The following is a 20910-nucleotide window of genomic DNA, read 5'->3' as shown; positions in this document are numbered from 1 at the left end:
AAGTCAATTTGGTAAATTTAAATAAAGCGCTTACAACACCGAACTGATTCAACCTCCTCTTTCGTTCTTAACCTCGATTATAGCCCGTGTTTAAAACTTCTTTTACCAGAAGAAGTAAACAATATAGTGTACAAATTAAATATAAGAGCCGATTTGATGTAGTATAGAAGATAATGTAAGACTTCGAAGGAGGAGCTTGTGATGGGGATCTTATCGAGGTTTAGAGACGTGATGAAAGCCAATATGCATGGTTGGCATAACCATGCGGATAATCCGGAGAAGACTGTAAAGGCGTACATGGAGAGCTTACATAGCGATCTCGGCCAAGTGAAGGCGGAGACGGCGGCGGTGCTGCTCAAGGAGAGCAGAGCGAAGCGGGAGTTGGATGAATGCAGCGCCGAGATCAAGAAGCTGCAGCGATATGCGGAGAAGTCCGCGGAGTCCGGCGAGGATGAGAATGCGCTCAAATTTTTGGATCTCAAATCAAAGCAAGCGGCAAAATGCGCGGAGCTGCAACCAGCTTACGATCAAGCCTCCGCAAAGGCGACGATGATGAAGCATATGCAGGATAAGCTTGAGTCCGACCTGGCACAGCTGGAAGCGCGGTATACGGAGCTGCAAGGAAAGATGGTCGATGCCGCCAATGCACAGCACCAGCAAGTAAACAGTGAAGCGAGCGCCGCCTTCAGCACAATGGAAGAGAAGGCGAACCGGGCGTTGAACGAAGCGACGGCTCTCGCTGAGCTTAGAGCCGAGGCTCAAGAAGAAGATCTGGACGTATTGATCGCTAAGCTTGAGAAGCAGGCAGAAGCGGGTACGACTGCAGCATCTGCGGCCGCCGTACAGACAACACCTGAAGATGAGCTCACAGCAATCAAAGATAAATTAAAGTCGAGGTGAGCCACGTGGCGACGGTTATCGAGTATAAGTGTCCCAATTGCGGCAGCGGTATGCTGTTCGATGCAGGCACAGGGACGCTGTCTTGTCCCAGCTGCGGACGACAGGACCAGATTGATCAAATCCCCGATCCGCTGAAGCATCAGGGGGTTACAGAAGCTGCTGACGTGAAGGAGTATCACTGCAACAGCTGCGGAGCGGTCATCGTAACGGAGCGGGAGACAAGTGCAACGACATGCAGCTTTTGCGGATCTGCCGTGGTGCTGAGCGATCGGTTATCGGGGGATTTTGCTCCGGTGATGGTGATTCCCTTCACGATCTCGAAGGAAGCCGCGATGAAGGCGTTCAAGAAATGGTGCAGAAACGGTTTGCTTACGCCTAAGGGGTTCGTGACAGCGGATCGAATCGCCGGGATTACAGGGATGTACGTTCCCTTCTGGCTCTATGACTTGAACAACGGCATCGAGGTTCACGGCCAGGGCACGAGGGTTAGAATCTATACACAAGGCGATTATAGGTATACAGAGACGCAGCATTTCAATATCTATCGCAAAATCCGGCTGAACTATGTAAGGCTGCCGATCGATGCATCGGAGAAAATGAATGATGAGCTGATGGATAAGCTGGAGCCATTCCCCTATGATCAGCTGAAAGCATTCAAGACCCCTTATCTGGCCGGCTATCTGGCGGAGAAATACAGCTATAATGATGAACAGTTATTTCCGCGGGCGAAGGAGAAAACGAGCTCCTACATCGATGCCTATATATCTTCAACGGTACAAGGGTACTCGAGCGTGATGTACACCGATAAGCTAATCGACACGACCGTGAAACAGGCGGATTATGTGCTGCTCCCCGTATGGATGATCAGGTACAACTATAATCGGCAGGAGTATACGTTTGCGATGAATGGTCAGACAGGGAAGGTAGTAGGCAAACCGCCGATCAGCAAGGCGAAGGTAACCGCATGGTTTGCGGGCGTTTCCGCCGTTTCATTCGTGGGGTTAAAGATCGTTTCCTGGATGATGGGAGGCGGGTTCCTATGAGCAAACAGCCTAAGGTTCTGGCAGCAGCGCTCGTCGTACTCACGATTTGTTTAATGGCCTTCATAATCCCGGTCTCACCTAAAGCCGAAGCAGCAGCAACGTCTGAGAGTAAGAAGCTGATTTATGATCAGGCGCATCTGCTCAGCGAGCAGGAACAAGTTGATTTGAGCGCCTTGGCGATGAAATACGGGACTGATCGAGAGACGGACATCATCATTCTTACATCCGCTAATACGGAGAACCGGGATGTTCAGCTGATGACGGAGGATTTCTATGATAATCAGGCACCGGGGTACGATAAGCCGCACGGTAACGCGGTGATCCTGACCATGGACATGAACAATCGTCAGGTTTACTTGGCCGGCTTTGGCAAAGCGGAAACCGAACTCGACAGCGGCAGGCTGGATAAGATTCGAAATGCCATTTCGCCGGATCTAACGCAAGGCGATTACGCCCAAGCATTCAAGAGGTATATCACACTCTCGCACAAGTATATGGGGTTCAAGCCCGGCGTAAATCCCGATAACATCTTGTTTACCCTTTGGTTTCAGCTGGGAGCAGCTGTAGTCATCGGGGGGATTGTCGTCAGTGTGATGGTGTTTCGTTCAGGCGGCCGCATTACAGTCACTCGGGCGACCTATGAGGATTTAAGCACTTCAGGCGTGTTGGAGCATGCGGATCAGTATATTCGGACGACCGTTACGAAGAGCAGGATTCCGAAGAACAATGGCCGCAGTTCAGGCGGTGGCGGCGGCGGTGGGACTAGCGGCGGCGGTCATTCCCATAGCGGAAGCAGAGGGTCTTTCTAATCGCCAAACAATACGGATTATAGAAGGGATGGGAATGGCATGGGGCTTTTCGGGAATCAGTTCGCAAACGTTGTGGAATGGGAAGAGTTTAGGGATGATATGATTTTCTGGAAGTGGAACAACCGGGAGATCAAGAAGGGAAGCAAGCTTGTAATTCGCGCCGGTCAAGATGCTGTATTTCTGAATAACGGCAAGGTAGAGGGGATTTTCAAGGATGAAGGCTCCTTCCAGATCGATTCGGATATCATTCCCTTCTTGTCGACGCTGAAAGGGTTCAAATTTGGCTTCAACAGCGGCATGAGGGTAGAGGTTCTCTTCGTGAATACGAAGGAGTTTACCGTAAGATGGGGAACGCAGAATCCGGTACTGATTCCAACCCCCCAGCTTCCGGGCGGGATGCCGATCCGTGCGAATGGTACGTTTACGTTCAAAGTGAGCGACTATATGGCGCTGATCGATAAGATTGCCGGAGTCAGACAAGATTATTTGGTCGAGGATGTCAAAATCCGAATCACTGCCGTGCTGGATCAGCTGCTGATGAAGTGGATCAGCCGAGAGGGCAAGGATATGTTCAATCTGCAGGCGAATGCATCCGACATTGCGAAGGGAATTCGCGAGGATCTGGATATGCAGCTGATGGATATCGGTATCGCGATCAACGGTTTCCAGGTCATGAGCTTCAATTACCCGCAAGAGATTCAGGACATGATTACGAAGACGGCTTCGCATGAGATGATCGGCAATTTGCAGAAGTATCAGCAGGTGAGCATGACCGATGGCATCTCATCCGGGAAGGTGCAGGGAGGCGGGGCTGCCGCGGATATGGCCGGTATGATGATGGGCATGAATATCGCTGGCGAAATGCTAAAAAATATGAACCAGCAGAACCAGAATCAGCAAGCTGAGGCAGATAAGAGCTCAGACACAGCAGCGGTTCCTTCGTCCGCGGGAGGCAGCAAGAAGCCGAACTTCTGTCCCAATTGCGGCGCCAAGAATGAAGGAGCCAACTTCTGCCCGAATTGCGGCCAGAAACTGGGCTAGTGTAACTTGGACGATTTGCTGAACGCAGCAGAGGAAGCTTAAAACCACATTCGCTGAGAATGTGGTTTTTGTCTGTTTGGAGAACGTAAACGGCATTAATTAATAACCTTAATTTTCAAAATCAAAATAAAGTTGGAAAAATTGAGAAAATGTATTGTAGGATAAAGCGCTTTCAATTACACTGATGCTATCAGACAGGCAGAGTGTATGCCTGGAAGATATGGAAGAGAATCGCATGCAAGTTGGAGGCTTGTTATACCAAAAGGAGGCTAGTGAAATGGCGGCAGGGAAACAGAAAAAGATGCTATTCGGTGCGGTCGCAGGTGTGTTGCTTGTAGGCGTAATGGCAGGCTGTAACGACAACGGCGGCGGGTCAGGGAAGAAGGTCACGCTGCGCATGATCGAGAGCTTGACGAGTCCAGCCCGAACAACGGTTTTGAATGAGATGATTTCCAAGTTTGAAGCAGCCAATCCGAATATTAAAGTTGAATTGATTTCGCCTCCTTTTGACCAAGCCGACAATAAAATCAAAACCATTCTCGGAGCGAAGCAGGATCTAGACGTGTTGGAAGTGCGCGATTCCACCATTTCCGAGTTTTCCAATAATGGCTACCTTGAGCCGCTTAATGACTACGTGAAAGACTGGTCCGATTATGGAACTGAAGTCGACGTAGCCAAATCGGTGGCAACGCTGAATGACAAGCTGTATTTTATCACGAACGGCATGTATCAGCGTCAGATGTTCTATCGCAAAGACTGGTTCCAAGAGAAGGGCATTCAGCCGCCGACGAATTATGAAGAGATGGTTGCGGCCGCGATTAAGCTGACAGACGCAAGTAAGAACCGTTATGGCTTCTCGTTCCGCGGGGGAGCAGGCGCTAACGGCGTACCGGATACGATTATTATGAACTACAACTTTGATAATATCGATCATGATGATTCGAATTTCCTTAAAGACGGTAAGTCGATGTACTCCACGCCGGAAGCGAAGAAAGCACTTGAACTGTATGTGAAGCTTTACAACGAGGGTTCCCCGAAAGATTCGATTAACTGGGGCTACCAAGAGCAGGTTCAAGCATTCACATCAGGAGTCACCGGTATCCTGCTGCAAGACCCTGACGCTATCCCGGCTTTAATGGAGAAAATGGATGTCAACACCATTGGCACGGCTCCAATGCCAAGAGGGCCAAGCGGTAAGGCGTTCACGGCGACCGGCGGCGCAGGCTGGGGGATCACGAATTACTCGAAGAACAAGGAGGAGGCATTTAAGCTGATCGCCTTCCTATCGAGTCCGGAACAAAATACGTATTTCGCTCAAAAGACGGCCCTTATTCCTATTCATTCCACGGCTAGCGAAGATGCATTCTTCCAAACGGATATGTATAAGTCGCTGCTTGAAATGTCCAGTAAGCCGGATGAGTTCGTGAACCTGAAAGCGAACACGAAATATCCGGGCATCGGCCAATGGGGACAAATTGCGATGGAAAGCGGTCAATCGATGCTGCTGGGCAAAGTATCGGTAGATGATACCTTGAAGCAATGGGATCAGTTCTGGGCGGATCAACGAGCAAATTTGAAAAAATAAATGGATGCACAAGGGATGATGGGTGACCAGCAGTCATGAGCAGTCATGAGCAGTCACCCCTCATTACCACTTAACTCTGAATAAGGTGGTGCGATTCATGAAAGATGATCAGCCTTCCATTATTGGGCGAGTGCAGGCCAGTTACCGGAATTCGCCGCGCGGCTTCATCTTTTTCAGTTTGTTGCCTACTGTGGTCCTGATGCTTGTCTTTACCTACTATCCCTTCTTGCGCGGTATTGTGATGGCGTTTCAGAACTATCAACTCTTCGATCTGACTGACGTTCATTTCATCGGCTTTGACAACTTCACGAATATGTTTGAAGATCTGAAATTCAAACATGCCTCAATTAACAGCATCTACTGGGTATTCATCTCCCTTATCTCACAATTTACGATCGGTATGACAGTCGCATTGCTATTAAACAAACGGTTCCGCGGGCGGGGAATCTTCCAGGGCTTTGTCTTCTATCCTTGGGCGTTGTCCGGATTTCTGATTGGTCTGATATGGAAATGGATGTTCAATTCACAGATCGGAGTCATCAACGACTTGCTGCTTCGAACCGGAATCATTCAGGAGCGAATCGGCTTCTTGTCGGATCCCAATTGGGCGATGGCCTCGGTCATAGTTGCGAATATATGGTATGGGATCGCTTTTTTTGCGATCATGCTGCTGGCGGCGCTGCAGTCGGTGCCATCCGAGCTCTACGAAGCGGGAAGCATGGACGGCGCTAACGGTGCACGCAAGCTGGTGAACATTACATTGCCCTATATTATGCCGACAGTCATTACGACTACGCTGCTGCGCGCAATCTGGATATTCAATGATCCCTCGATTATTTATGGGTTGACGAACGGCGGGCCGGCTGGCTCGACGCATATTTTGTCTTCCCTGATGCTTGACAAAATCATGTACGGCGGCGATTATGGCGCGGCGTCCGCAATCGGTATCCTCATGATCGGCATTCTCATGCTCTATACGATCTTTTATTTAACCGTGACGAGATCTGAGAAAATGGGGGACTTCTAATATGAAGCGGCACTTGTCGAAAGCGATGAAGGTCGTCTTCTTGACGATCTATTTAATGGTGATGGTGTTTCCGCTCTATTGGATCGTAATCACATCCCTGAAGCCGCAGAAAGAAATCTTCTCTTTCCCGCTGAAATACTGGCCTGATCATTTGAGCTTTCAAAATTACATCAACATTATCAAAATTTCAAAATTCCATATCTATATTGCCAACAGTATGCTGATTTCGCTCAGCGCTGCCGCTGTTGTGGTCTGCATTGCGGTACTCAGCGCCTACGTGCTGGCCCGATTTAAATTTCGCGGTCACCGGCAGATCATGCTGGGATTCTTCCTGACGCAGATGCTGCCAGGTTTCGTAGCGCTGGCCCCTCTATATTTGCTCATGTCCCGCTTGGATTTAATTAATACGCGATCCTCGCTCATTCTGATGTACACGGTCGGTTTGATTCCGTTCTCGACCATCTTGTTAAAAGGGTTTTTCGAGCGAATCCCGTCCAGCCTCGAGGAGGCAGCGATGATCGATGGCTGTTCCCGGATGTCGGCGCTGATTCGTGTCATTATGCCAGTCATGCTCAATGGGATTGCAGCCACCTTTATTTTCGCCTTTGTGCAGAACTGGAACGAACTGTTTATGGCGGTCCTATTCATAGATAATGAATCGCTGAAGACGCTGCCTGTGGCCATGAATTCCTTCGTCATGAAGTTTGATGTGGACTGGGGCGCGATGTCGGCCGGAACCGTGTTGTCCGTCATTCCGACGATCGCTTTGTTCGCCCTTGCGCAGCGATTCATCGTCGAAGGGTTGACGCAGGGGGCTGTTAAGGGATAACGGCCGGCATACAGGGATGGAAGGAGGCGTGTAACGGATGACTGAGAAGAATGACCGGGAATGGCAGTACACCGTGACGGCACATGACGCCGTCGATGAACGACATCACGGATCGATTAATATACCGATCTATCAAACAAGCCTATTCGCCTTTGAAACGTACGACAAATTTCAGGAGGCGACGAAGCAATCACAGACCCATCATGTCTATTCGCGGGGAAATAACCCGACCGTTCGGTATTTAGAGGATAAGCTGGCCGAACTGGAACATGCGGAAATGGCGAAGTGCTTCGCTTCGGGGATGGCTGCAATCTCAGCTGCGATCCTCTCGTCGGTGAAGGCCGGTGACCATATTGTTTGCGTGGATCAGGCATACGGGCCGACGCGAACGTTTGTGACCCAGTACTTGAAGCGCTTCGACATTGAATCGACGCTGGTGGACGGAAGCCAGATGGACAACATTCGTTCGGCGCTTCGCCCGGAAACCAAGCTGATCTATCTGGAAAGCCCGACTTCGATGCTGTTCCAATTGCAGGACCTGAAAGCCTGTGCGGAGCTTGCCCGCAGCCGCGGCATCGTCACGATCGCTGATAACTCCTGGGCTACGCCTGTATTCCAGCGTCCATTGGAACTTGGCATCAACCTCGTCGTGCACTCCGTAACCAAGTACATCTCAGGGCAAAGCGACAGCGTTGCCGGTGTTGTGCTCGGATCGGAGCGACTCATAAGTCGAATTGCAGATGAAGAATATATGCTGTTCGGCGGCATCATGACGGCGCACACTGCTGCCTTGGTTACTCGCTGCCTGCGTACGCTGCCCCTTCGCATGGAGCGGCATGAGCGCAGTGCGCTGAAGGTCGCGACACATATGGCCGGCCATCCTTATGTTGTGCGAGTCAATTACCCTGCGCTCCCTTCGCATCCGCAGTACGAGCTTGGCCTAAAGCAAATGAACGGCTCGAGCGGGTTGTTTTCGTTCGAATCTGCCGAGTCGCCGGAGAAGATGCGGGAATGGGCGGGCAAGCTGAAGCTGTTCAAGATCGGGGTCAGCTGGGGCGGCTTCGAGTCACTCGTCATCGTTAATCCGGCTTTTGCGGCTTGTGCGGCAGAAGCGCACAGCCTGATTCGACTGCATATCGGATTGGAGAGCGTCGACGATTTGATCCGTGACTTGGATCAGGCTTGGGCGCAAGTCAGTGATTTACAGATGTAGGGACAGAGCCTTCTACTAACTTGGATTCGTAAATGCGGGGAGTGATTCGATGTGGCTAAGATCCAACGGCAATTGATGCCTGAGCTGGTATCGCAGGAAATTCAAAATTATATTGAAGAGAAAGGCCTTCAGGAGGGAGATAAGCTTCCATCGGCCGAGGTGATGACGCAGATGTTCGGCGTTGGTCGTTCTTCACTCCGAGAAGCGCTGCGCTACCTGGAGGCGATTGATGTTCTCACCGTCGCTAACGGAAAGGGGATCTTCGTCCGTGATGTAGGCACGTATCGGTTTGCCGGTAAAATCAAAATAGAAAACGAGAAGCGATTTCTGCTTTCGATATTAGATGTGCGCCGGGCGCTGGAGGGAAAGGCAGTCGAATTAGCAGCCCAGCGGATTACGCAGGTTCAAATTGATGAGCTGACGGCCTGTTTGGAGGAATACAGCCGATTGAAAGAATTAGGGAAACCTACTTCGCAAATCGACTTGGCGTTCCACCGTGGCGTTATGAGTGCGGCGTCCAATCCCATTCTCGCCAGCGTGCTGGAGTCTATATCTGCGCTGTACGAGAAGTTTTTCAATGAACCGCTCGGCGAACAGAAGCTGTTCGACGAAACGTATGAGTTCCACCACACCATGTTCGCCGCGATCGCGGTTCATGACGCGGAGCAGGCACTGGCTGAGTTTAACAAGCTTATGGATTGCATCGAGAATATCATCAAGGCCTACTGACTGCTGCTGTAAACCCGCATCTGTATACGGATGTGGGTTTTGTTTTGTAAGGATGCGCAATAAAAAAGGGGATTAATTGGTGTTAACCGAAATAAGTTCATAGATCCATACAAGGATGCCATATATTCTACTTATAGCCATAAAACAAGTCCTAGGGGGTAATGGAATGGGGATGTTGATTATTGCTGTGCTGATGGGAGCGTGTGCTGCGGGATTGATTTTGTTCCGTAGAAATACAATCCCTGTCGATCTACAAGATCATCCCCCTCAGCAGCGAAAGCAGCAGAAGCTGTCCGTCATTATCCCGGCTAGGAATGAAGAAGGCAACTTGCCGCATTTGCTGCGTTCACTCCGAGCCCAGACTATAGAAGAGATCGAAATTATCGTCGTGGACGATCATTCCGAGGATCAGACAAGAGCGATTGCAGAGAGCTATGGCGTCAAAGTGATTGCCAGTCCCGAGCTGCCCTTGGGATGGACAGGTAAGAACTGGGCGGTCTGGAACGGCTACTTGCAGAGCACGGGAGAGCTGATCGCATTTCTGGATGCCGATGTCCGGCTCGCGCCGGATGCGCTTCAGGCACTCATTGCGGCGAGAGAACAGGTCGGCGGGACGATCTCGGTCGTACCGTATCATCAGGCAGAGAAGCTCTATGAGAAATTGGCGCTAATCCCCAACCTCCTGGGCTTGTTCGCGTTCACATCACCCATGGAACGGACGAATGCGACGAAAGGGCTGTACGGGTCATGTATTCTCACGACCAGAATGCTCTATGACAAGGTGCAAGGTCATGAAGGCATTAAGGGCGAGCTGCTGGACGACTTGAATCTAGGCGCTAAATTTATGGAAGCGGGCATCCCGGTCGTGAATTACATTGGGTACGATAAGGTATCCTTTCGCATGTACCCCGGCGGCATTCGCAGCGAAATCGAAGGCTTCAGCAAAGGGGCCGTGCTTAGTACAAGCAAGCTCAGTTTGCGGACAACACTGCTCGTGGCGGTGTGGTTAATCGGATTAATTGTGGTGGAGGCGACTCCGTTCTTCCTGGGAACCTCATGGGGAATGCCGCTCACGATTGGGTACGTTCTCTACACCGTGCAAATTTATTATTTGGTTCATTATACAGGTCGATTCGGCAAATGGCTGCCTGCCGTTCATTTCTTGAGCACGGTATTCTTTCTGATGATCATGCTGTATTCCCTTTACCAGGTTGTTTTCTTTGGACGAGTGGCTTGGAAAGGTCGAAGTATTGATGTCGGAGCTCGGAGAAAATGATGATAATCCTATGGACGATCCTATCCTACCTATCGGGATCGCTGATGTTCTCTTATTGGCTTGGCTTGATGGCGAAGCATAATTTAAAGGAGCATGGCGATGGCAATCCCGGAGCGCTGAACTTGTGGAGAGCGGCCGGTTATACGTACGGGTTGACCGGTGTTGCGCTCGATTTTCTGAAGGGTTATGTCCCGATATTCTGGCTTGTGCATACGAATGCGGCGACAGGATCGGGTATCGTCCTTCCGGCTGTCGCGGCCATTCTCGGCCACATCTTCTCGCCCTTCTTGCGCTGGAAGGGAGGCAAAGCGATCGCAGTTTCATTCGGTGTATGGAGCGGTTTGACGGGCTTCGCGGCATCGCTCGCCTATGCCATTATTCTGGCCGTACTCCTATTGTCGGGCCGATTGCTCAGCAGAGGAAAGGCATCCTCTTCGGAAGCGGATGCCTTTCAAGTTGTGCTCGGCATGCTGCTGCTGGTGATCTTCTTGTTCTTTGCGAAGTATTCCGGCGCGTTCCTTCTCTTCGGAATGATCAATTTGCTGTTGCTCGTCTATTCCCATCGAAGAGAGCTGCGCGTTGTTGTGCTCAAACGAATGGAGTGATGAATTAGCTAAGTATTGCCTTACATTTCCTGTTTTTGCTTTAGGATTGGTTCCGATTTCATGGTATAATGAAATATTGGATGAAACAGAAACGTGAGGTTACTTACTATGCAGGAGTTTAACGACTGGAATTTGAAAGTGAAGGAAACGTTCAACGCAACTAGCAACGAAGTTGTGTTAACCGTGACGGAAGCCGGCAGTTTGCTGGGCCTCTCTAAGGATCATATGAAGGTGTACGTAGAGAAACATAAACTAACCAAGGTTCCGATCATGCGAAGCGTCCATCGCTACTTGCTCCTCAAGAGCGAAATCGATGAAATTCTTGCGCAGAAGTAAGATCGAACTGGTAGCACTATATAGGCTCTGGGACAAGGTTTCTTTCGCTAATTAAGCGATAGTGTGGTATAGTTTGATCACGTATTAGATATGAGACTTTATGTCACATACCGAAAAGGTGCGGTGTTGCCTGATTCGGTATGTGACTTTTTTTATGAGGTTACGAAGGGGAGGATTTGCTCATGTATTTTTCACGGAAGAGACCCGTTGAGGATTTACCGTATGAAATGACAGCCATTTGGTCATGCACGAAGGAAGGCTGCAATGGTTGGATGAGGAATAATTACTCGTTTGAGGAAGTTCCGACATGCGCGCAATGTAAATCTCCAATGACTAACAGTATGAAAGATCTCCCCATTCTGCATAACTCCAGCTCCGAACTGAAGACAGCGTTAAAGAACGTAACGCCGAAGCCGTAATGAACAAAGCCGACCGCTGCATGGTCGGCTTTTTTGTTGCGATTTTTCTTTTGCCCAGTTCTCATTTACCTATATACAAAATTACGTATATATATTATGTTTTATATATACATTATAGTTTTCATATACATATCCATGAGAGGATGTTCCAATTATGAATCCGATTCGTCCAGCTGCAGTACCTTTAGTAACGGTAGATCCTTATTTCAGCGTATGGTCAACTGCTGACCGTTTAACCGATGATTTCACCCGCCATTGGACAGGACAACGACATGCCATGACAGGGCTTATTCGTATTGATGGAGTGCCATATCGCTTTGCAGGTCTAGTTGAACCGAGAGCGGAGCGTTATTATAGCGAGCCGCAGGCACTTACGCAAACCAGCCTGAAGGTCACGCCGCTCAGCACGATCTATACGTTTGAAGCTGCCGGCATCGAATTGACTGTTCGGTTCACGACGCCTTTGCTTTTGGAGGATTTGGATGTGCTGTCGAGACCGGCGTCCTATGTGGCCTTCGAGGTGAAATCCCTGGATGGACAAGGGCATGACGTAAGTGTCTATTTCGACGTAACCGGCGAGTGGTGCGTGGATCAGACTTCGCAGGCCGTCGTCTCGGGGCTTAACGAGAACAATGAGCTGCTGGTGATGAAAATAAGTCATGAGAAACAAGACTATATGAATCGGTCCGGCGATGATCATCGCATCGATTGGGGTCACTTCTATTTAACCACGCAGAAGTCGGAGCAAACGCATGCTTATTTGCATTCGGCTAATTTGCGTAAACTCTTCGTACGTAACGAGAAGCTAACGAACGAACCAGCTGCTTCACCTCAAGTGGTAGCAGAAGGGAATCCGGTCATGGCACTCGTCTATGATCTAGGTGAGGTTGGCGCGTCGCCGGTATCTCAGCTGGCCGTATTGGCTTATGATGATGTGTACGCCGTGACTTATTTCGGCGATCAGCTGCAGGCTTACTGGAAGAGAAATGGCCTAAGCACAGACGATATGATTTCGGCTGCCTTCGCTGAATACGACGAGTTAATGGAGCGCTGCGCTGCATTTGATCAGGTGATTTTGACGGATGGCGTACAATCGAGCGGAGAGAAATACGCGGATCTTCTGGCGCTTTCTTATCGCCAGGCGATTGCGGCGCACAAGCTGGTCACCGATACAGATGGAGAGCTGCTGTTCCTGTCCAAAGAATGCTATAGCAACGGCTGTATGGCAACCGTAGACGTCAGCTACCCTTCGATGCCACTATTCCTGCTCTACAATCCAGCGCTGGTTGAGGGAATGATCCGTCCGATTATGAAGTACACCAGAAGCGATAAGTGGCCGTTCGAATTTGCGCCGCATGATATCGGGCAGTATCCAATCGGCAATGGTCAGGTGTACAGCGAGAATTCCAGAGATGGTCAAATGCCTGTTGAGGAATGCGGCAACATGCTGGTTATGGCTGCAGCGGTTTGTTTGGCAGGCGGGAATCGCGCGTATATTTTCGACCAAATGGATGTTTTCACAGAGTGGGCGGAGTACTTGCTTGAGCATGGATTGGATCCGGAGAATCAGCTGTGTACGGATGATTTTGCCGGCCATCTGGCCCGCAATGCGAACCTGTCTGTCAAAGCGATCATGGGCGTTGCGAGCTTCTCGATTCTGAAGAAGCTGCAGGGCGAGGCTGATGAGGCCGCTCGCTACCGCAATGCGGCGAAGGAAATGGCGGATCAGTGGGGAGCGCTTGCTGATGATGGCGATCACACGAAGCTGGCGTTCGGGCAAGAGGGCAGCTGGAGCTTGAAATATAATTTGATCTGGGATCAATTGTTCGGCACGGAGCTGTTCGATAAAGCCATGATCCGGAAGGAAGTGGCTTGGTACTCGAAACAGAGCAACAAGTACGGTACACCGCTGGATAGCCGAGCTACCTATACGAAGTCGGATTGGCTGGTATGGTCAGCAGCATTGGCTGACGAACAAGAAACATTCACTGCGTTAATCGAACCGATCTGGCAGATGCTGAACGATACGCCGGACCGCGTCATGTTCTCTGACTGGACCGATACGTTGACGGCAAGACCGCTTAACTTCCAGCATCGCAGCGTAGTAGGAGGCATCTCGATGAAGGTGCTGAAAGACAAAGGAATCATGAAAGCATAGTACGGCTGAATAGATAACGATAAGGGAATATTGGATGAGGGGGCCGAGGTGGCTCCCTCTATCTATTTCCTAAACAGCAATCGAATAACATAGGGGTGAAACCAAAGCGATGAGCAAAACCATACTTATAACTGGCGGTTCTGCAGGCATTGGACTCGCAACTGCGCTTAAGTTTGCGCAAAACGGCTGGCAGGTATATGCCGGTACGAGGCAGTTGGAGCGGGATCAAGAGCAGTATGCACGGTATGACAATCTCCATTTTCGCGAAATGGAGGTTACGGATCCGGATGCGATTCGTGCTGTAATCGATGAGATCAAACGGGAGCAGAAGCAGCTCGATGTGTTGTTCTGCAATGCGGGCATCGGCTATCTCCGCGCGCTGGGGCAAGCGCCCATGCAGGAAATCGAGCATATCTTCGGCACGAACGTGTATGGCGTTATGCATACGATTCAAGCTGCACTGCCTATGATGCAGAAGGCCGGTCATGGCCATATTATTGCAACGTCCAGTGTCGGCGGCTTGGTGGGTCAGCCGATGAATGAAATCTACTGCGCGAGCAAGTTTGCGGTAGAGGGCTTGCTGGAGAGCTTGGCCACCTATTATAAGCCTTTCTTCAATATAGATGTGACGCTGCTTGAGCCAGGTGCGATCGCAACGAATTTCACCCAATCTGTTCTGGGGCATGTTGCAAGCACAGGCGGCATTCTGGAGGATGAGTATAAGCCAATCATCGATCAATATACGAAGATGTTCTTAAGCCGCAACGCCGAGCCTCAGTCCGCAGACGCGGTTGCAGAAGTGATGTGGGAACTGGTAGCGATGGAAGAGAAGCCGCTGCGCATCCGCACCTCCGAGCGGGCGGAGAAGTTTGCTCACCACAAGACGCAGAATGATCCTACCGGACTGGACGGCGTGCGCGGAATACGCAAGCTGCAGCTCGGGATCGAAGATTAAGGCGGGAAGCCTAATTGTGAGGACGAAACGACCCTTTAGGGTCGTTTTTTGTCGTTTTATGGGATTTTTTGGGGAGTTTTGGCCGGGAAATTGTGGTAGACTAATAGGTAAACAATTACATAGGTCTGCAGGAGGAGTATACGTATCATGTTCTTAAGCATTAGAAGCCGGCTGGCAGTGAAGTTATCTGTTCTTATTTTGGCTACTCTCGTCATCCTGTCTACCACTTTGATTTACTTGCAAGTGCAGAACACGAGGAAAGCAAGCGAAGAAGCGATCGGCAGCTTTGGCATGCATACAGCTGAGGCCTATGCGGGACAATTCGATGTGAAGCAATACGAGACGTATGCGCAGGATGCTAAGGAGAATGATCTCTATTGGCAAATTCGCGCTGACATGAATGACTATCGACAGCGAATCGGCGCTTTGTACGTATATACGATTCAAATTAATGAGCAAGGGGAACCGATTATTCTAATCGATGGTCAGCCTAAAGCGGATGAGGATGCTTCACCGATCGGTGAAGTGACTGATATGCCGAAGGATGCCATAGCGTTAGTATTAGCAGGGAAATCAGCCAAATCCGGCATTATTCATAATCCCGAATATGGGACTTATATTTCAGCTTATGCGCCGCTTCGCAATGAATCAGGTACAATCATTGGCGCAATTGGCATTGATACGGATATTTCGGTATCGACGACCATCTATAAGGAAGTTTTGACATCCAGTACGCCGTTATTTGTCGTCATGGGTATTGTGATTTTGCTTGTTTTTATCTTCATTACCGTGTTCCTCTCCCGTGCATTAAGGCCTTTAAGGATTGTCGTAAAAGGGGCAGAAGCGATGGCCGGAGGAGACTTCTCTGCTGCCAAAGGACATCTTGGCGCCATGCGAGTAAGCTCGCCCGATGAGATCGGACAAGCTTTCACGGCGATGAACAAAATGAGCGACAGACTTGGCGTGACCTTAGGCAATGTAGTTCGGGATATGCAGGTAACGACGCAGGATCTCATTCATTCCACCGATCAGTTCGGCTCGGAGGCGGGACAGTTGGTCGACTTGAACGAGAAGCTCGAGCTATCCATCTCGCAATTGGCGGATGGCGCGCAGCATCAGCGTATCGGAGCGGAAGAAAGCGCCAAATCCATGGAGGAAATTACATACGCAATTCAGCGCGTATCCGAGGCTTCATCTCAAGTATCGAGTGCCTCTATAGAAGCGCTTGATTCCGCGGAGCAGGGCCGTAATTCCATTCACCAGCTAAGGTCGCAAGTGGTTTCCATCTCCGATGTAGCAAGGCAGACGAATGAATCCGTCTTAGCTCTAAATGCATTCATGCATGAGATGGAGCCGGTACTGGCTTCCATCTCGAGTGTTGCGGATCAAACCAAGCTATTGGCACTGAATGCTTCCATTGAGGCGGCAAGAGCGGGAGAGCATGGCTCGGGTTTTGCCATTGTAGCCGGTGAGGTGCGTAAGCTGGCTGAAGCTTCTTCTGTGTCTGCTGCTCACATCACTTCGCTTCTTGGGCAGATTGCGCAGGAGTCGGCTCATATCGGCAAGCAAATGATGGAAGGCAGCGCAGAGATGAACCGGAGCACGGAGCTGTCCGGTTATGTGGAGATGATGTTTGATCAGACGGTGGATCGATTCCATCTGGTGAACAGTCAGATCCAGGAGATCTCCGCGGCGGCGGAGGAAGTGCTGGCAGGTTCAGAAGAGGTTGCGGCATCGGTAGAGCAAATTTCGCAAATCTCAAGTACAGCTGCGGACAACACCGCGTTGATTCAGAGAATGTCGGCCGATCAACTGGCAGCGACCAAGCGAATTGCCGTTACAACGGAGCAGCTGAAGCTGCGAAGCTCTGGTCTGGAAGAAGCGATTGAGAAGTTTAAACTATAAGAAGTGATTGCCACATCCGGTTGTCGGATGCAACAGATGATGATATCGAACATAAACAGAAACCGGCCTCTGCATTCGCTGCAGAGGCCGGTTTTATTTGAAGAGGAGCTTCGCAGAGGGATGTCGTGCCAGAATGTTGCATTAACTGCAGCATTACTCCGTCCCCAGCCTCCAAAAACCACTTTTATTGCACGAAGTACAACATTTCCACTGAGGATGGGCATTCCAGGGCAGAATCGAGGCCAAATGTTGCATATTGCGCAACATTCCAATCTACATGACCACTAAACACTACTTTTGTTGCATATTAGGCAACATTTTCTTTGAGACAACGTATGCCCTGGAGCAATGGGGGTATATGCGGTCTCGATATCAGAGATACAGTCCCGCCGTATAAAGATCGGTAATGTTGGCGGCGATTTCCTCGACCGAGCTTTGGTGCTCGCCTCGAACGATTTCCCACAGGTACATTTCATTCGTATAGAACCAGCCGCGTGCGATCAGCAGGTGGTTGAGGTCGGTTCGTGCCAGTCCATGCGACTGCGAATAGGCAATGTCGCTGGATATCCGCTGAATAAACTTCTCGCGGATGCCCTTCCACTTGTCGGAGATGACAGCTGAGATGCCGATTGCCTGCTCGAAAACCTGCATCATATGACGCTCTGCCTCGGCCATTAAGAGAAAAGCTAAGGTTTGTTTGCGTATGGTGTGAACCGCTTCCTCTCGCGTAGCCGGAACGAAGGAAATAGCGGCAATTTCATAAAACTGCTCCATGACATTTTCCATTAATACGCTTAACAAATCTTCTTTTCCTTGGAAATGAACATAAGCTGTTCCATATCCGATTGAGGCGGCATGAATCATCTGAGAGATGGTCGCTTTATGGAACCCTTCCTCCAGAAACACCTGCTTGGCCGCAACCAATAGCTTCTGGCGAGTCAGCGCGGAGCGCAAGTGTCGTTTATCTATCGTTTTCTCTGTGGCCATCTCGTGTTCCCCCTCCGTCCATACCCTTCTAGAATATAAGAAACGGATAGAAAATGAAAGGTTCGTCCATACGTCGGAGAAGCGTGCCGTTTGCCCAGTTTGAACATATTGACACGATGTCATATTGGTTGATATGATCACCTCAGCAAGCGATTATTCTGTGAAAATGAGGGAGCAGCTATGGAAACCAATTCGTTTCAACCCACGCTAGATTACGCTAAACAATTAGATGCTGATGATAACCTTGCGAGGTTTCGCGAAGAGTTCTACGTGAAGCCTGATTCGATTTATATGGATGGAAACTCCTTAGGGCTCCTGTCGAAGAGAGCAGAGCGTACGCTGCTGGAATCGCTCGCGGACTGGAGGGAGCACGGGATTGACGGCTGGATGCAAGGCAATCACCCTTGGTTCACTTTATCGGAGAAGCTCGGTGAGATGAGCGCGGGACTCGTCGGCGCTTCCCCGGAGGAAGTGATCGTTACCGGTTCTACGACGGTAAATCTGCATCAGCTGGTCGCTACGTTCTATGAGCCGCAAGGAGAGCGCAGTAAGATTTTGGCGGATGAATTGACATTCCCCTCTGATATTTACGCGCTTCAGAGCCAGCTTCGTATTCGTGGTTATGATCCCGATACGCATCTTGTGCGAGTGAAGAGCCGTGACGGCCGCTTCTTGGAAGAGGACGATATTATCGCGGCGATGACGGGTGATATTGCGTTGATCGTCCTGCCGACGGTGCTCTACCGCAGCGGGCAGATCCTGGATATGAAGCGTTTGACGGAGGAGGCCCATAAGCGCGGCATTCTTATTGGCTTCGATGGTTGTCATTCTGTCGGAGCGATTCCACATTCGTTCAGCGAGTGGGAGGTTGATTTTGCTTATTGGTGCAATTATAAGCATCTTGGCGGCGGGCCGGGCAGCGTCGGCGGGCTCTATGTCAACCGGAAGCATTTTGGCAAGAACCCCGGCTTAGCCGGCTGGTTCGGCTCGCGCAAAGATAAACAATTCGATATGGAGCATACGCTGACACCTGCGGAAACAGCGGGGGCGTATCAGATCGGAACGCCTCATGTGCTAAGCTTAGCGCCGTTACTTGGTGCGCTGGAGATATTCGCGGAAGCGGGCATTGCGAATATTCGGCAGAAGTCGCTTCATATTAATCAATATTTAATTGACTTAATTGAACATGAGCTAGGCGCATTTGGATTTGAGATCGGCAGCCCGCGTGACGATGCAAGGCGTGGCGGTCACGTCAGCTTGGAGCATCCGGAAGCGGCAAGGGTATGCAAGTCCTTGAAACATAACGGTATCATTCCGGACTTCCGGGCACCTAATATTATTCGGCTGGCGCCGGTCGCTCTTTACAACTCCTATACCGAGGTATGGGAAGTCGTTCAGAAGCTGAAGCGAATCATGGTCGACAAGGAATATGAACAGTTTAGGAATGAACGCGAAGTCGTTGCCTAACGAACATTGAGAGGGGCCATACACCATGAACAACCATGAAGATCAGCACGGCAGCGGGAAGCTTGAGAAGGATATTCAAACCGATTTCTCCAAATCGATGTCCTACGGGGACTATCTTCATCTGGATAAAATATTGGAAAGTCAGCATAGATGCTCCGACCATCACGATGAAATGCTGTTTATTATCATTCATCAGGCAAGCGAGCTGTGGATGAAGCTTATCCTGCATGAGGTTCAGGCGGCTACGGTGTCCATTCGCAATAATGATCTGGAGCCGTCCTTCAAAATGCTGGCGCGCGTGTCCCGGATTCAGCAGCAATTGATCCAGTCCTGGAGCGTACTCTCGACGCTGACACCGGCTGAATATATGGGCTTCCGTGATGCGCTTGGCTCATCCTCAGGTTTTCAGTCGCATCAGAATCGGTTGATCGAGTTCGCGATGGGCAACAAGAATGTGCATACCTTGTCCGTGTTTAAGCATCAAACCGAGCTGTATGCGCAGATGCAGCAGGCACTGCATGAGCCAGGCCTCTACGATGCAGCTATTGGAGCGCTCGCAGCGCGCGGCTTACCTATTGATCAAGAGGCACTGGACCGGGATTGGTCGCAAAACTACCAGCCGAATGCCAGTGTGGAAGAAGCATGGCTCACCGTTTACCGCGATGTCGATCAATATTGGGATCTCTATGAGCTGGCAGAGAAGCTAGTGGATATCGGCAGCCAGCAGCAGTTCTGGCGCTTTAACCATATGACGACTGTGGAACGGATTATCGGCAATAAGATGGGAACCGGCGGTTCGTCGGGGGTTAACTACTTGAAGAGAGCGCTGGATCAGCAGTTCTTTCCTGAACTGTGGAGCATGCGCACCAAGCTGTAATCACCGAGCGCGGCAGGGATGGGATACGCAGGAAGGGGAATATAGGCGATATGAGCAACTGGATCGATATTTCGCAGCCGCTGGATGAGAAGGTCGCCACTTGGCCGGGGGACACTCCCTTCTCCTATAAGGTGAGTTGGAGCAAAGAAGAGAGCGGGTCCGTGAATGTGGGTCAGATCGTGATGAGCATTCATACGGGGACGCATATTGATGCGCCGTTTCATTTTGACAATGAGGGCAAGAGGGTCAGCGAACTAGACCTTGATCTATATATTGGGCAGGCGAGAGTCATTCATCTGCCGAACCCTGCATCGATTGGCGTGCGTGATCTGGCCGGCGTTGAACTCGGTGGGGTTGCCAGGCTGCTGATTCGTACGGATGCGTGGCAGGATAGGCATGTGTTTCCTGGGTGGATACCGCCAATCGAACCAGAGCTGGCCGCGTATCTTGCAGGCTATGGCGTGCGGCTGATCGGTCTGGATTTGCCCTCAGTCGATCCGCTGGACAGCAAAGAACTACCCGCTCATCATGAGCTCGCCGGGCATGGCATTCACATTCTGGAAGGGCTTGTCCTAGACCATGTTGAACCGGGGGATTATGAGCTGATTGCACTCCCGCTGCCGCTAACCGAGGCGGATGGAAGTCCGGTTCGCGCGGTGCTAAGGAAATGATTGATATAGACATAGAAGCCGCATCCCGTTTGGGGATACGGCTTTTTTGTTGTTCTCCGAGGGAGGGTCACGGTAGGG

At 50.4% G+C, this 20910-nt stretch carries 20 protein-coding genes; 19 read left to right on the top strand and 1 reads right to left on the bottom strand.

The features are described 5' to 3' along the window. Positions 1 to 201 precede the first annotated feature (201 nt). The 16 genes from BLW29_RS19830 (at position 202) to BLW29_RS19755 (ending at position 16830) form a co-directional block, all read left to right on the top strand. The gene (locus tag BLW29_RS19830) at positions 202 to 900 is read left to right on the top strand and encodes a PspA/IM30 family protein (protein WP_177186718.1); all 699 of its coding nucleotides are present in this window, start codon (positions 202 to 204) and stop codon (positions 898 to 900) included. A gap of 5 nt (positions 901 to 905) precedes the next feature. Further along, positions 906 to 1943: a TFIIB-type zinc ribbon-containing protein gene (locus BLW29_RS19825; protein WP_256208736.1), complete on the top strand. Its 1038-nt coding sequence runs from the start codon at positions 906 to 908 to the stop codon at positions 1941 to 1943. Continuing rightward, the gene (locus BLW29_RS19820) at positions 1940 to 2752 is read left to right on the top strand and encodes a TPM domain-containing protein (protein WP_090982772.1); all 813 of its coding nucleotides are present in this window, start codon (positions 1940 to 1942) and stop codon (positions 2750 to 2752) included. The genes BLW29_RS19825 and BLW29_RS19820 overlap by 4 nt, the downstream gene beginning before the upstream one ends. A gap of 39 nt (positions 2753 to 2791) precedes the next feature. Beyond that, positions 2792 to 3793, top strand: a complete 1002-nt coding sequence (locus BLW29_RS19815; RefSeq protein WP_090982771.1) for an SPFH domain-containing protein — start codon at positions 2792 to 2794, stop codon at positions 3791 to 3793. Positions 3794 to 4070: 277 nt separating this feature from the next. After that, the gene (locus BLW29_RS19810) at positions 4071 to 5378 is read left to right on the top strand and encodes an ABC transporter substrate-binding protein (protein WP_090982769.1); all 1308 of its coding nucleotides are present in this window, start codon (positions 4071 to 4073) and stop codon (positions 5376 to 5378) included. Positions 5379 to 5475: 97 nt separating this feature from the next. Next, complete coding sequence (locus BLW29_RS19805; RefSeq protein ID WP_090982768.1) at positions 5476 to 6405, top strand: carbohydrate ABC transporter permease; 930 nt, start codon at positions 5476 to 5478, stop codon at positions 6403 to 6405. 1 nt (position 6406) lies between these two features. Next, complete coding sequence (locus BLW29_RS19800; protein WP_090982766.1) at positions 6407 to 7234, top strand: carbohydrate ABC transporter permease; 828 nt, start codon at positions 6407 to 6409, stop codon at positions 7232 to 7234. Positions 7235 to 7271: 37 nt separating this feature from the next. Next, positions 7272 to 8447, top strand: a complete 1176-nt coding sequence (locus BLW29_RS19795) for a trans-sulfuration enzyme family protein (RefSeq protein ID WP_090982764.1) — start codon at positions 7272 to 7274, stop codon at positions 8445 to 8447. A 51-nt stretch (positions 8448 to 8498) separates the two neighbouring features. Then, positions 8499 to 9176 carry a FadR/GntR family transcriptional regulator gene (locus BLW29_RS19790; RefSeq protein WP_256208735.1) on the top strand — a complete coding sequence of 226 codons (678 nt, stop codon included), beginning with the start codon at positions 8499 to 8501 and terminating at the stop codon, positions 9174 to 9176. Positions 9177 to 9342: 166 nt separating this feature from the next. Further along, positions 9343 to 10452 carry a glycosyltransferase family 2 protein gene (locus tag BLW29_RS19785; RefSeq protein WP_090982763.1) on the top strand — a complete coding sequence of 370 codons (1110 nt, stop codon included), beginning with the start codon at positions 9343 to 9345 and terminating at the stop codon, positions 10450 to 10452. Beyond that, positions 10449 to 11057: a glycerol-3-phosphate acyltransferase gene (locus BLW29_RS19780; RefSeq protein ID WP_256208734.1), complete on the top strand. Its 609-nt coding sequence runs from the start codon at positions 10449 to 10451 to the stop codon at positions 11055 to 11057. The genes BLW29_RS19785 and BLW29_RS19780 overlap by 4 nt, the downstream gene beginning before the upstream one ends. Positions 11058 to 11165: 108 nt before the next feature. Then, positions 11166 to 11393, top strand: coding sequence for a helix-turn-helix domain-containing protein (locus BLW29_RS19775; protein WP_090982761.1), 228 nt, complete (start codon positions 11166 to 11168; stop codon positions 11391 to 11393). 182 nt (positions 11394 to 11575) lie between these two features. Then, positions 11576 to 11812, top strand: coding sequence for a cold-shock protein (locus BLW29_RS19770; protein ID WP_090982759.1), 237 nt, complete (start codon positions 11576 to 11578; stop codon positions 11810 to 11812). 154 nt (positions 11813 to 11966) lie between these two features. Then, entirely contained in the window at positions 11967 to 13970 is a 2004-nt protein-coding gene (locus BLW29_RS19765) for a glutaminase family protein (RefSeq protein ID WP_090982757.1), read from the top strand. A 109-nt stretch (positions 13971 to 14079) separates the two neighbouring features. After that, the gene (locus tag BLW29_RS19760; RefSeq protein WP_090982755.1) at positions 14080 to 14925 is read left to right on the top strand and encodes an SDR family oxidoreductase; all 846 of its coding nucleotides are present in this window, start codon (positions 14080 to 14082) and stop codon (positions 14923 to 14925) included. Positions 14926 to 15072: 147 nt separating this feature from the next. Further along, positions 15073 to 16830, top strand: a complete 1758-nt coding sequence (locus tag BLW29_RS19755) for a methyl-accepting chemotaxis protein (RefSeq protein ID WP_090982753.1) — start codon at positions 15073 to 15075, stop codon at positions 16828 to 16830. A gap of 372 nt (positions 16831 to 17202) precedes the next feature. Here BLW29_RS19755 and BLW29_RS19750 read toward each other — a convergent pair whose 3' ends face one another. Beyond that, positions 17203 to 17817: a TetR/AcrR family transcriptional regulator gene (locus tag BLW29_RS19750; protein ID WP_090982751.1), complete on the bottom strand. Its 615-nt coding sequence runs from the start codon at positions 17815 to 17817 to the stop codon at positions 17203 to 17205. A 180-nt stretch (positions 17818 to 17997) separates the two neighbouring features. On the opposite strand from BLW29_RS19750, the gene kynU reads away from it, so the two are divergent. Genes kynU through kynB form a run of 3 tightly spaced genes read left to right on the top strand, consistent with a single transcriptional unit; the run spans position 17998 to position 20832 of the window. Beyond that, positions 17998 to 19284 carry a kynureninase gene (gene kynU / locus BLW29_RS19745; protein ID WP_090982749.1) on the top strand — a complete coding sequence of 429 codons (1287 nt, stop codon included), beginning with the start codon at positions 17998 to 18000 and terminating at the stop codon, positions 19282 to 19284. Positions 19285 to 19309: 25 nt separating this feature from the next. Continuing rightward, positions 19310 to 20161 (top strand): tryptophan 2,3-dioxygenase, encoded by an 852-nt coding sequence (gene kynA, locus BLW29_RS19740; protein WP_090982747.1) that lies wholly within the window; start codon positions 19310 to 19312, stop codon positions 20159 to 20161. 50 nt (positions 20162 to 20211) lie between these two features. Beyond that, positions 20212 to 20832 (top strand): arylformamidase, encoded by a 621-nt coding sequence (gene kynB, locus BLW29_RS19735; protein WP_090982745.1) that lies wholly within the window; start codon positions 20212 to 20214, stop codon positions 20830 to 20832. Positions 20833 to 20910: the final 78 nt, after the last annotated feature.

Origin of the sequence: Paenibacillus sp. CF384 (genome assembly GCF_900106745.1) — a bacterium.
Classification (GTDB): Bacteria; Bacillota; Bacilli; order Paenibacillales; family Paenibacillaceae; genus Paenibacillus_Z.
The sequence above is the reverse complement of the archived record's forward strand: the minus strand, read 5'-3'. Positions and strand labels throughout refer to the sequence as shown.

Coding starts and splice junctions, on each gene's coding strand:
- BLW29_RS19830 (WP_177186718.1), top strand. CDS start 202: ATGGGGATCTTATCGAGGTTTAGAGACGTGATGAAAGCCAATATGCAT.
- BLW29_RS19820 (WP_090982772.1), top strand. CDS start 1,940: ATGAGCAAACAGCCTAAGGTTCTGGCAGCAGCGCTCGTCGTACTCACG.
- BLW29_RS19815 (WP_090982771.1), top strand. CDS start 2,792: ATGGGGCTTTTCGGGAATCAGTTCGCAAACGTTGTGGAATGGGAAGAG.
- BLW29_RS19810 (WP_090982769.1), top strand. CDS start 4,071: ATGGCGGCAGGGAAACAGAAAAAGATGCTATTCGGTGCGGTCGCAGGT.
- BLW29_RS19805 (WP_090982768.1), top strand. CDS start 5,476: ATGAAAGATGATCAGCCTTCCATTATTGGGCGAGTGCAGGCCAGTTAC.
- BLW29_RS19800 (WP_090982766.1), top strand. CDS start 6,407: ATGAAGCGGCACTTGTCGAAAGCGATGAAGGTCGTCTTCTTGACGATC.
- BLW29_RS19795 (WP_090982764.1), top strand. CDS start 7,272: ATGACTGAGAAGAATGACCGGGAATGGCAGTACACCGTGACGGCACAT.
- BLW29_RS19785 (WP_090982763.1), top strand. CDS start 9,343: ATGGGGATGTTGATTATTGCTGTGCTGATGGGAGCGTGTGCTGCGGGA.
- BLW29_RS19780 (WP_256208734.1), top strand. CDS start 10,449: ATGATGATAATCCTATGGACGATCCTATCCTACCTATCGGGATCGCTG.
- BLW29_RS19775 (WP_090982761.1), top strand. CDS start 11,166: ATGCAGGAGTTTAACGACTGGAATTTGAAAGTGAAGGAAACGTTCAAC.
- BLW29_RS19770 (WP_090982759.1), top strand. CDS start 11,576: ATGTATTTTTCACGGAAGAGACCCGTTGAGGATTTACCGTATGAAATG.
- BLW29_RS19765 (WP_090982757.1), top strand. CDS start 11,967: ATGAATCCGATTCGTCCAGCTGCAGTACCTTTAGTAACGGTAGATCCT.
- BLW29_RS19760 (WP_090982755.1), top strand. CDS start 14,080: ATGAGCAAAACCATACTTATAACTGGCGGTTCTGCAGGCATTGGACTC.
- BLW29_RS19755 (WP_090982753.1), top strand. CDS start 15,073: ATGTTCTTAAGCATTAGAAGCCGGCTGGCAGTGAAGTTATCTGTTCTT.
- BLW29_RS19750 (WP_090982751.1), bottom strand. CDS start 17,817: ATGGCCACAGAGAAAACGATAGATAAACGACACTTGCGCTCCGCGCTG.
- kynU (WP_090982749.1), top strand. CDS start 17,998: ATGGAAACCAATTCGTTTCAACCCACGCTAGATTACGCTAAACAATTA.
- kynA (WP_090982747.1), top strand. CDS start 19,310: ATGAACAACCATGAAGATCAGCACGGCAGCGGGAAGCTTGAGAAGGAT.
- kynB (WP_090982745.1), top strand. CDS start 20,212: ATGAGCAACTGGATCGATATTTCGCAGCCGCTGGATGAGAAGGTCGCC.